Here is a 10,699-nt window from a genome sequence, read left to right as displayed (position 1 = left end):
GGTGAAATAAAAAAGAGATTACCACCAAATTTGACGAAGAACCTTTTGAATGACTATTATTCTATATCGGAAAGTTCAAAAAAGTCTATACGTCTTTTTTTAGGGCGATTCGTCGAATAATTTTTCTGGTAATGAAAATGTAGCTTATCTTTTAATACTCCTCCTCGTAAAGCGATATAAGATAAAATAATGGAAAGAAGTTTGGGTAAACAAATGTCTTATGAGGAGTTTGCCGTATTTGATTTGCAGAATAAATCACAAACGCGCAGTGCTAAATCAACTGTAGGACCAAGTAAGCCATTCACACGTCCTCACTTTGTAAATAGAATGTTAGATAAGTAAAGCAGATGTATTCCATTCTGGCTTAGATACCAATTACGTTAAGTACAGTATTTTTCTAATCTTTTCCCGGTTGCCCACAATCCAAACGAGATCTCCTAATTGGAAAGTTGTGTCTTTATCCAGGGGAATCAGTTCGTCATTTCGTTCAATAGCTACAACAATACTGTCATGCTTCTCTCCTAAATGAGACTGAGCGATGGTCTGATTTAAAAAGCGGAATTCTTCGTCTACCGTGAAAGAGTGGAGAGTTATCTTTTTATCCACTGCATCCATATCTGATGTATTTTTTACATCTTCTATTCTATTTCTGAATTCCTGTAATTGCGTATCTGTACCAACTACTGTCAATTTATCCTGCGGATAGATGTGTTCAGAGCTTTTCGGTATATATATGTTCAGATCGCCACGAGTGATTGCGACGACATTTACTCCAAAATTTTGCCTGAATGAAAGTTCTCCTAAAGACTTGCCGATGTAATCGGAATAAGGCGATACGAGGATAGATGTCAAATCAAGGTCTTTATCATTGAATTCGCTATTGAAACTTGTTTTTAGCGGGTGCCGTTTTTTAGCTACCTCTTCCCGTCGGTTAAGATTGGCAAGGAATCTTGTTTCCAATCGTGAATATTGCGTGAGGTCTTCCCTAAGAATAAGAATCAATGCTACCACGGCTATGGCAATAATCACACTTATTCCCCAGTTTAGTTTAAAGTAGCTGATGACTACACTAGTGATAAAGAAAAGAGCAACAGATACACGTCCCAGGACCAGGGAAACCAGGCGTCCGTGATTGTAATTCTCGTCTCTCCATAGCTTCAGGAATAATTCCGAAGAGTTGTATTTGTTGGAGATGAGCGCCCATAAAAAAGGAGTCATAAGTAGAAGAGTACCTAGACACATCACCAGGTTGATCCATACAGTGACAGGAGCAAACATTTCGCTGATGGCGGGATAAATGATTTGTATCGACAGCAGCCAAATAGCAGTGAGCAGTACGCTATAGATAACAACTCTCCCAATCATGTTTTTTAGTAATTTCTTCCAGTCACTATCGTGGTTCATGGTCTTCTTGCCGGAAGCATAACGATCTAATGTCTTCTGTACTTTAGTAGGCAATATTTTGTAAAGCCATTCGGCAAAAGGATTGGCTAAACGGATAAAGTAAGGAGTCGTGAAAGTGGTGATGACAGATACAGCCACAATGATAGGTGAAATAAACGGATCAAGCACTTTGAGCGAAACACCCAGTCCGGCAATGATGAAAGCAAACTCTCCGATTTGTGCCAGGCTGAATCCGGATTTGATGGAAGTATTCAGTGGTTCTCCGGATAAGAGTACGCCAAACGAAGAGAAAATGGCTTTGCCGATAATGGTAACCAGTGTAATGATGATGACAGGCCAGGCGTATTCTACCAATACAGCCGGATTCACCAGCATACCGACCGAAACGAAAAAGATAGCTCCGAAGAGGTCTTTTACCGGTTGTATGATATGTTCGATGTGTTCGGCCTCGATAGTTTCGGCAAGGATAGATCCCATGATAAATGCTCCTAGTGCTGTTGAAAACCCTGTATAAGTAGCCAATACTACCATTCCCAGACAAAGACCGAGAGAAACAATCAGAAGAGTCTCGTTATTCATCAACTTCTTTGCTTTTTTGAGAAAAGCCGGAATAACGAAGATACCTATGAGAAACCACAAGATTAAAAAGAAAACGACCTTGAGCACACTTATCAGCAAATCTTCACCCACAAAGTCCTGACTCACTGCCATTGTGGAAAGAAGCACCATCATTAAGATAGCAATCAGGTCTTCCACTACCAGAGTACCGAATACGATACCGGTAAAACGTTGGTTACGCAATTCCAGATCATTGAAGGCTTTGATAATGATTGTAGTGGATGACATAGACAACATTCCCCCCAGGAAAATGGAATTCATGGTGCCCCATCCTAATAATTGTCCCACCAAATACCCAATGAGTAACATGCTGATTACTTCGGTGATAGCCGTAATAAAAGCTGTGGAACCTACATTCATGAGCTTCTTAAAACTAAACTCCAGTCCGAGTGCAAAGAGCAGGAATATAACACCTATTTCTGCCCATATATTGATATTCTCAATATCTCCTACTGTAGGGAAAATATTAATATAAGGACCTGCCAGCAATCCGGCAATAATGTAACCTAAGACTAAAGGCTGTTTTAGCCATTTGAACAACAAGGTTATAATACTGGCCGATATTAATATCAGCGCAAGGTCGGCAATCAAAGTTGGCAAGTGTGACATTAGGTGTGGGTTTATTTATTATAACATTCCTGATAGATAATATGTTTCCATCTATAAAAAGATGGAAACAATATAATAAATAGCTGCAGCTAAGAGTCCACTGACTGGAATTGTAAGAATCCAGGCAGTCATGAGGCTTTTGGTTACTCCCCAACGAACGGCAGAGAGGCGTTTAGTTGCACCTACTCCGATAATCGCTCCTGTGATAGTATGTGTGGTACTAACGGGGATTTTCAACATTTCCGTAATGTAGAGAGTGAAAGCACCTGCTGTTTCGGCAATCACTCCTTCCAGTGGGGTTACCTTGGTAATTTTTGTTCCCATTGTTTTCACTATCTTCCAGCCACCGGACATCGTACCGAGTGAAATTGCTGTGAAGCACGAAAAAGCAACCCAGTCGGGAAGGTCATTGATGCTGTTGATACCCATGCCCAATCCCATTGAATGGCCGGCTATCATGGCAGCGGCAATAATACCCATTACTTTCTGTGAATCGTTCAAGCCATGTCCGACGCTGAAGAGGGCGGAGGATACGAGTTGTAACCTCTTGAACCATTGCTCGGCTGTGTGGGGATGTGCGCGTCGGCAGATGTAGAGGACAAACAGGGTGAAACCGAAAGCAATGACCATTCCGATAAAAGGAGCCAGAAAGATAAAGGCTGCAATTTTAAGAATGATGTTAAGCTGAATTGCTTCAAATCCGTTTGCCATAATGGCAGCTCCTGCAAAACCTCCGATAAGGGTGTGTGAGGAAGAAGACGGAATCCCTTTCCACCAGGTAACCAGATTCCAGGTGATAGCCGCTATAACTCCTGCTAATATAATGGGCAGGGTGATATATTGCTCTACCACAGTCTTGGATACTGTATTGGCGATACCGAATCCACCTATTATATATTTGGCAATGAAAAAGGCTACGAAGTTGAAGAAAGCAGCCCATATTACAGCTTGAAAGGGAGTAAGCACCCTGGTAGATACGATGGTAGCTATTGAGTTTGCTGCATCGTGAAAGCCGTTGATATAATCGAATATCAGAGCCAGAATGATGATAGTCACTAATAATTCCATGTGTTCCGGCTTGCTTTATGCGTACTTTACAATCAGGTTTTTGAGAATCTTACCTACATGCTCTGCAGCATCGGTCGTTTTTTCCAGTTCATGCATGATCTCCTTTATTTTGATAAGTTCAATGCAATCTTTTTCCTCTTCGAAAAGTTTGGTGATAAAGAATTCGTATACATCATCCGCCTGGTTCTCGATTTCATGCAGTTTGGAGCAGTATTCACGGAGAAGAGTTGGTTTCTTACGGAATGTTTCGAGTTCGTCCATGGCTTTGCATATATAGATCGCTTCCTCCTGAATCAAACGGCTCAACTCTTTGCCATTCTCTGAAATAGGACGGGGATTGTAAATAGAGATTCGTTTGGCACAACTGTTTATTCCGTCAATGACGTCATCCATGCAGGAAGCTAAGTCATGAATATCTTCGCGGTCGAAAGGAGTGATAAAGGTAGTACCTAATTCATCGAAAATCAGGTGTGTCAGTCTATCGCCTTCCCGTTCCAGGTCTTTGATTTTTTTGTAGTAGTCCGAACGTTCTGTAGGTGAGTCATGTTGCAAGCTTTCTATTAAAACAACTGATGCTTCGCAGAGCACTTCTGATAGCTGTTTCAGTAAAGGGAAAAATTTGGGCTCCTTAGGAGTAAACCGGCTAAAAAAAGAATTTTTCATAAGTGTAAAAACTTTAAATTGTTTTTTCTTCTCTATTTATATTAGTAACAAATGAATACAGATTATAGTTTGCTGTTTTTAAGATTTTAGTTTGGCACGTACTACCTCTATAATGGCAGGCAATACAGAGATAAATATGATGGCTACAATCAGTAACTTCAGGTTTTCCTGCACAAACGGAAGGTCGCCGAAGAAATAACCAGCATAACAGAATACGGCAACCCAGAGTGCACCACCAACTAAATTATACATCATAAAATAGTAGTAATTCATCTTTCCCATTCCTGCTACGAAAGGTGCAAATGTGCGTACTATCGGGACAAATCTGGCTAGAATAATTGTTTTCCCACCATACTTTTTATAGAACTCGTGTGTTTTCTCCAGATAACTTTGTTTGAATATCCTGGAGTTGGGATTATTAAACAGCTTTCGACCGAAGAAATGTCCTATCATGTAATTGCAGGAATCGCCTAATACGGCAGCGGCAAATAAGATAATGACAAGTATATGCACGCTGATGGGCATATCTGGTAATGCTGAAATGGCTCCTGCAACGAAGAGTAAAGAATCACCGGGAAGAAAAGGAGTGACCACTAATCCGGTTTCACAGAAGATGATAAAAAACAAGATGGCGTATGTCCAGGCATGATAATCACGCACAATCATCACCATATATTGATCGATATGAAGTATAAAATCCAATAAAAAGTCCATTTTATATACTTTGGTTATTATTGTAATGAAAGAATGTTATAGGCTTCCAGACCATAGTGAATTCTTTTTTCACTCAAATGGTGGATGCAAACAGAAAGTGGGGCATAAAAGACTTGAATTGTCCTATGCCGAAAAAAGATATAAAATGGCTAAATGAGTATGTGTCCTAATGAATAGATATGATATCTATCGGAATATTTAAAAAGATTGGTATAATATGAAAAACCTGTCCATTGATTTTGAGGAAGTTGAATCTTTAGCGAGCTTAGTATGCGGATAGTGACAGAAGGAATATTGAATCTTAGTATTTTTAAGGGAGAGAGGTGGCGGAAGGAAAATGGATTTAAAACGCCGTTATCGTTATTGTAATTTTGCTTTCCGGCGTATTCTTTTGTCTTGACTAATTTCTGTTCTTGATCCAGTTGTATAATGCTAGCTTTAGAGGTATATGAATTGGAATAGGTTTGTATGCCGTTACTACCGGCTTCTAACCGGTATGCCTCTTGTGCTTCGTCGGAAATCAGATGGAATCCCCAACACAGAAATACGCCTAATAGTATACAAAATATGTACTTCATCATAACGGCCGCAAAGGTAGAAACTATTTTTATATGAAATACATATTCACAAGCATAATTAACAATTATATCAGTGATTACCGGGAATTATTCTTTGAAGTTGCTTATCGTAAATTTCATCGGAGTATATGTCATCCCATTGGTACATTGTTTCCCGGCAATTTTATCGAAGCCCAGACTTTGATAAAAAGGAATAGCGTATGTGGATGAATTAACCGTCATTTCATTTACCGGGCAATGCTTGATTGCAAAATTGAATAATTGTTTGCCGATGCCTTTACGGTGGTGTTCTTTTCCGATGAAGAACAGGGATAGATGCTTCCCTTCATTCTTCGTTCCCATAATGCCTACTAGATTTTCATTGTCAAAAGCCCCGTAAATCACTAATTCATTCATAAGTTGCTCACTAAAGATAAAACTTTTGAATGAATTCAAACCTTCTTCATCGAAGTCTTCCGCTCCACATTGTATATATACTTCCAATGCTAATGAGGTAGCCCGGTCATATTCGGTCTTGTCTAATTTGCGTATCATGGCGATTGCTTTTATCATTAATCTGCCGGGAAATTTACTATTAATTCCCGGATATAACATTGGAATATGATTTCTTTTTCTTTTTTTTGTAAAAGCTGTAGGGTATTTCCAGTCTGAGCGCTCTTAATAAATAGAAACGTAATTTATTTACCTTTAAAAAGCATCAGTATGAAGAATGTAGAAAAACACTTGGTTGGATGGCTGTCAGTTTGTTTGCTGCTTTGTAGCTTTCCTGTGTGGGCGCAAGGAGATGCCGGAGATTATCTAACAATCGTTGGTATGGTGAAAGACAAGCAAAATAAAAAAGCTCTGGAGAACGTAAATGTATCTGTGCATGGCAGTAATATCGGCACTGTGACGAATGCGGAAGGAGAATTTGCTTTGAAAATCAAAAAAACAGAAGCGCCGCGCGAACTGGAGATTTCACATATAGGTTATGTAAATAATCATATCTCTCTGGAGAAAGAAACACCCTCTAAGTTGACGGTTTGGCTGACACCTCATGCCAACCTGCTGAATGAAGTGGTGGTGTTTGCTGAAAATCCACGTATGATTGTAGAGAAGGCAATTAGTAAGATTCCTCTAAATTATAGTGATAAGCGTGATATGCTGACGGGATTTTATCGGGAGACTGTACAGAAAGGTCGTCGGTATATTGGTATATCGGAGGCTGTGATCGATGTGTCCAAAACTGCCTACACTAATAGAAATACTAATTATGACAAAGTAAGGGTGGTGAAGGGACGTCGCCTGCTTAGCCAGAAAGCGAGTGATACATTAGCTGTCAAGGTTGTTGGCGGCCCTAACTTGAGCATCACTTTGGATGTTGTGAAGAACAAGGGAGCATTACTCGATATGGAAGAATTGAATAATTATGAGTTCTGGATGGCGGAATCCATGCTTATAGATAACCGTATGCAGTATGTTATTAATTTCCGCCCCAAGGTAATCCTTATGTATGCTCTCTTGTATGGCAAATTATATATCGATCGTGAACGCTTGTCATTTACCCGTATAGAGATGAGTCTGGACATGCAGGATAAATCGAAGGCAACCACTGCCATTTTATATAAAAAGCCTCTCGGTTTAAGATTCAAGCCGCAAGAGCTGTCCTACCTGGTCACTTATAAAGATGTGGATGGAAAAACTTATCTGAATTACATTAGCAACACAATCCGTTTCAAATGTGACTGGAAGAAGAAACTGTTTTCCACAAGCTATACAGTAGCTTCCGAAATGGTCGTGACCGACAAGAGAGAAGGAATGTTGGAGACTATTCCCAACAAAGAAGCCTTCAGCTTGAATCAAATATTCTATGATAAAGTAGACGAATATTGGAGTCCGGACTTTTGGGGAAACTACAATATCATCGAACCTACGGAATCTTTGGAGCACGCAGTGGATAAATTAAAAAAGCAATCGAATTGAAACAGGGATAGTTTTCTTATATTTGAAGTCAATCATAAAGAAAAGCAAGTATGCTGGATGAACTGCTCATACTAAAAAAGATAAAGGGAGGTGACATAAAAGCGTTTGAGGAACTCTTTCGCCGTTACTATTTTCCTCTTTGCTGTTATGCGGCAGGCATTACCGGGCAAATGGAAGTGGCTGAAGAGATTGTGGAGGAACTTTTTTATGTACTTTGGAAAGAAAGGGAGCGCTTACAGATCTTTCAGTCCGTTAAAAGTTACTTGTATAGAGCGACTCGTAATCAATCTTTGCAGTATTGCGAACACGAGGAAGTTCGGAACAGATACCGTGAAACTGTATTGACTACTTCCAACCCAGAGCAGTCAACAGATCCTCATCAACAGATGGAGTATGAGGAATTGGAGAGATTCATAAATGGAACCCTTGAAAAGCTGCCGGTTCGCAGACGGAGGATTTTCGAGATGCATCGTCTGGAAGGGCGGAAATATGTCGAGATAGCGACGCAGCTTTCGCTTTCTGTTAAGACAGTAGAGGCTGAAATGACAAAAGCCCTCCGGACATTACGAGAAGAAGTAGAAATTTATATTCACATGAAGTGATGAAAACAGATATTTATAAAATAAAGACAGATCAGGCGTGGAATCGATTGTATAATCGCTTGGACAATGACCGTTTACTTGCGAAAGTGGATGAAGGCCACCATACACGCAAATATTCACAATGGATCAGGTACGGAGCAGTTGCCGCCGTTTTGATAGGCGTCATTTGGGGAACTTTGTATTGGGTGACCGGTTCTGATAAAGAACTGGCACAGCATCTTCTTACACAGGAAAATCAAGGTGTTTCCACTTTGGCAACGACTCTCGAAGACGGTTCTGTCGTACTCTTGGCAAAAGAAACTTCCCTGTTATATCCGAAACATTTTATTGCTGATAAACGGGAAGTGAGTCTACAGGGAAATGCGTTCTTTGACGTAGCAAAGAAGCAGGGACAACCCTTTTGGATTGACACGGAGCAAGCTAAGATTGAAGTGCTAGGTACTGCTTTTAGTGTGCAAAGTGATGAAAATGCTCCGTTCCGTTTATCCGTACAAAGAGGGATAGTGAAGGTTACTCTAAAAAAAGGAAATCAGGAGTGTTATGTAAAAGCGGGGGAAATGGTAGTAGTGCGATCACAACGATTAGTCGTTTTGGATACAGATAAGGAGAATGAAGAGTGGGGGAGCTTCTTTAAGCATATACGATTTAAAGATGAATCGTTAGCGAACATTCTGAAAGTCATGAATTTGAATTCGGATAGTTTGCAAATACAAGTTGTCTCACCGGCATTGGAGGAACGTCGGCTGACTGTCGAATTCTCTGACGAATCTTCTGAAGTTATAGCTAATCTGATAGCTAATGCGCTCAGTCTGCAATGTATCCGGCAAGGAGATATTCTTTTATTATCGGAATAGAACTCATTAAAGTTGGGAAAAATGAAACAGTCTTATCATTATCTGTCCGTTCTGCTGATACTCTTCTTCTTCGTCGATATGATGAGAGCGGATGGAAGTGATGTGCTGGAACGTATAGTCAGACTTCCCAAGATAAAAGGTACTGTTTATTCATTGTTGAGTGATGTCTCTCAACAGTCGGGATATATGTTTATTTATGATAGTAAAGTCATTGATAATGATGCAGTAGTGAAGATAAAGGGAGGCGAACGTTCCATTCGTCAGGCAGTGTATGACATCGTAGGAAATACCAGTCTGGAGTTTCAAGTGATGGGCACTCACATCCTGATTACTCTCCCTTCGGAGAAAAAGGTACGTGTGCAACAAGATTTTGTTCCGGAACAGATAACAAACTTTGTCATTATCGGTACTTTGCTGGATAAGGAGACAGGAATACCTATCTCTTCTGCTACTGTTGGAGTGCGAGGAACATCTATTGGCAGTATAACGAATCAGAATGGAGATTTTAAACTGTCTTTACCCGATTCTTTGAAAAATGATTCGATTACTTTTTCTCATATAGGTTATCTTTCACAGGACATAGAGTTTGCTTTGCTGATTGGACGGCACAATATACTTAGTCTCGAACCTAAAGTTGTCCCTTTGCAGGAAGTGGTGATTCGTCGAAGTGATCCAAAGAAACTTTTGCGTGAAATGATTGAGCGGCGGAATAAGAATTATTCGCATACTCCGGTATATCTGACTACTTTTTATCGTGAAGGAGTTCAGTTGAAAAACAAATTTCAAAACTTGTCGGAAGCTGTGTTTAAGGTTTATAAGACATCCTCATATTCTTCTGTACCGGATCAGGTGAAGCTGTTGAAGATGAGTCGGCTAAGTAATGTAGAAGCAAAAGACAGCTTGCTTGTAAAAGTAAAATCCGGAATTCAGGCTTGTATCCAGATGGATATCATCAAAGATATGCCCGAGTTCCTGACTCCTAGTGTAGAGAAGGGTATTTATGACTATACTTCAGAAGGAGTAACATTTTTAGAGGACCGATTTGTAAATGTGGTGCATTTTGAGCAGAAAAAGGGAATCAGCGAACCTCTTTTTTGTGGAGAGCTATTTCTTGATTCCGAGACAAGTGCTCTATTGCAAGCCCGTCTGGAAGTTCATCCTGTATATGTGAAGAATGCGGCAGGTATGTTTGTCGAAAGGCGTACGCGTAACGTGCGAATGATTCCTCAAAAGGTGGTATATACTATTTCTTATAAACCGTGGCAAGGGACTTATTACATACACCATATCCGTGGAGATCTTCATTTCAAAGTGAAACGGGCAAAAATGCTGTTCGGCAGCCGGGATCTTCATATCTGGTTTGAGATGATTACTTGTAAGGTGGATACCGAACAAGTGGTCGTATTTCCCCGTACAGACAGATTGCCCACCCGTACCATCTTCTCTGACACCTATTTCAAATATGATGAGAACTTTTGGAAGGACTTCAACGTGATCCCATTGGAAGAGGAAATCAGTAAACTGATAGAAAAGATCTCTTTGAAGATAGAAGAAATAGGTGATTGATTTGTTTTGTCATTCAATGAGATTGCTGTACCTTTGCATCCGGTTTAAAAGATTGTATGTT

Annotated in this window: 11 protein-coding genes; 5 read left to right on the top strand and 6 right to left on the bottom strand. The window is 40.1% G+C overall.

From position 1 onward, the window contains the following. The first annotated feature begins 189 nt into the window (after positions 1-189). Complete coding sequence (locus DXB58_RS11860) at positions 190-342, top strand: hypothetical protein (protein WP_233527283.1); 153 nt, start codon at positions 190-192, stop codon at positions 340-342. 33 nt (positions 343-375) lie between these two features. On the opposite strand, the gene DXB58_RS11855 is transcribed toward DXB58_RS11860, so the two are convergent. The 6 genes from DXB58_RS11855 to DXB58_RS11830 form a co-directional block, all read right to left on the bottom strand. Then, positions 376-2,631: a cation:proton antiporter gene (locus DXB58_RS11855; RefSeq protein ID WP_122136840.1), complete on the bottom strand. Its 2,256-nt coding sequence runs from the start codon at positions 2,629-2,631 to the stop codon at positions 376-378. A 51-nt stretch (positions 2,632-2,682) separates the two neighbouring features. After that, complete coding sequence (locus DXB58_RS11850) at positions 2,683-3,699, bottom strand: inorganic phosphate transporter (protein ID WP_004305685.1); 1,017 nt, start codon at positions 3,697-3,699, stop codon at positions 2,683-2,685. Positions 3,700-3,714: 15 nt separating this feature from the next. After that, on the bottom strand, positions 3,715-4,362 hold the full coding sequence (locus DXB58_RS11845; RefSeq protein WP_004325331.1) for a DUF47 domain-containing protein: 648 nt from the start codon (positions 4,360-4,362) through the stop codon (positions 3,715-3,717). 78 nt (positions 4,363-4,440) lie between these two features. Beyond that, positions 4,441-5,076 carry a DedA family protein gene (locus DXB58_RS11840; protein ID WP_004305686.1) on the bottom strand — a complete coding sequence of 212 codons (636 nt, stop codon included), beginning with the start codon at positions 5,074-5,076 and terminating at the stop codon, positions 4,441-4,443. 149 nt (positions 5,077-5,225) lie between these two features. Then, a complete protein-coding gene (locus DXB58_RS11835) occupies positions 5,226-5,657 on the bottom strand; it encodes a hypothetical protein (protein ID WP_122136839.1) in 432 nt (143 codons plus the stop codon). An 84-nt stretch (positions 5,658-5,741) separates the two neighbouring features. After that, positions 5,742-6,188, bottom strand: a complete 447-nt coding sequence (locus tag DXB58_RS11830) for a GNAT family N-acetyltransferase (protein WP_122136848.1) — start codon at positions 6,186-6,188, stop codon at positions 5,742-5,744. Between the two features lie 168 nt (positions 6,189-6,356). Between DXB58_RS11830 and DXB58_RS11825 the strand changes: the two genes are divergently transcribed. Genes DXB58_RS11825 through DXB58_RS11810 form a run of 4 tightly spaced genes read left to right on the top strand, consistent with a single transcriptional unit; the run spans position 6,357 to position 10,638 of the window. Beyond that, positions 6,357-7,616 carry a carboxypeptidase-like regulatory domain-containing protein gene (locus DXB58_RS11825; RefSeq protein WP_032843197.1) on the top strand — a complete coding sequence of 420 codons (1,260 nt, stop codon included), beginning with the start codon at positions 6,357-6,359 and terminating at the stop codon, positions 7,614-7,616. 50 nt (positions 7,617-7,666) lie between these two features. Further along, positions 7,667-8,218: an RNA polymerase sigma-70 factor gene (locus DXB58_RS11820; RefSeq protein ID WP_004305689.1), complete on the top strand. Its 552-nt coding sequence runs from the start codon at positions 7,667-7,669 to the stop codon at positions 8,216-8,218. Continuing rightward, on the top strand, positions 8,218-9,072 hold the full coding sequence (locus DXB58_RS11815) for a FecR family protein (RefSeq protein WP_122136838.1): 855 nt from the start codon (positions 8,218-8,220) through the stop codon (positions 9,070-9,072). The genes DXB58_RS11820 and DXB58_RS11815 overlap by 1 nt, the downstream gene beginning before the upstream one ends. Before the next feature lie 21 nt (positions 9,073-9,093). Continuing rightward, positions 9,094-10,638, top strand: coding sequence for a carboxypeptidase-like regulatory domain-containing protein (locus DXB58_RS11810; RefSeq protein ID WP_122136837.1), 1,545 nt, complete (start codon positions 9,094-9,096; stop codon positions 10,636-10,638). Positions 10,639-10,699 lie beyond the last annotated feature (61 nt).

Source organism: Bacteroides sp. OM05-10AA, from assembly GCF_003439055.1.
Classification (GTDB): Bacteria; Bacteroidota; Bacteroidia; order Bacteroidales; family Bacteroidaceae; genus Bacteroides; species Bacteroides intestinigallinarum.
Note: the sequence above shows the minus strand (reverse complement) of the source record. Positions and strands in the feature narration are given on the sequence as shown.

Coding starts and splice junctions, on each gene's coding strand:
- DXB58_RS11860 (WP_233527283.1), top strand. CDS start 190: ATGGAAAGAAGTTTGGGTAAACAAATGTCTTATGAGGAGTTTGCCGTA.
- DXB58_RS11855 (WP_122136840.1), bottom strand. CDS start 2,631: ATGTCACACTTGCCAACTTTGATTGCCGACCTTGCGCTGATATTAATA.
- DXB58_RS11850 (WP_004305685.1), bottom strand. CDS start 3,699: ATGGAATTATTAGTGACTATCATCATTCTGGCTCTGATATTCGATTAT.
- DXB58_RS11845 (WP_004325331.1), bottom strand. CDS start 4,362: ATGAAAAATTCTTTTTTTAGCCGGTTTACTCCTAAGGAGCCCAAATTT.
- DXB58_RS11840 (WP_004305686.1), bottom strand. CDS start 5,076: ATGGACTTTTTATTGGATTTTATACTTCATATCGATCAATATATGGTG.
- DXB58_RS11835 (WP_122136839.1), bottom strand. CDS start 5,657: ATGATGAAGTACATATTTTGTATACTATTAGGCGTATTTCTGTGTTGG.
- DXB58_RS11830 (WP_122136848.1), bottom strand. CDS start 6,188: ATGATACGCAAATTAGACAAGACCGAATATGACCGGGCTACCTCATTA.
- DXB58_RS11825 (WP_032843197.1), top strand. CDS start 6,357: ATGAAGAATGTAGAAAAACACTTGGTTGGATGGCTGTCAGTTTGTTTG.
- DXB58_RS11820 (WP_004305689.1), top strand. CDS start 7,667: ATGCTGGATGAACTGCTCATACTAAAAAAGATAAAGGGAGGTGACATA.
- DXB58_RS11815 (WP_122136838.1), top strand. CDS start 8,218: ATGAAAACAGATATTTATAAAATAAAGACAGATCAGGCGTGGAATCGA.
- DXB58_RS11810 (WP_122136837.1), top strand. CDS start 9,094: ATGAAACAGTCTTATCATTATCTGTCCGTTCTGCTGATACTCTTCTTC.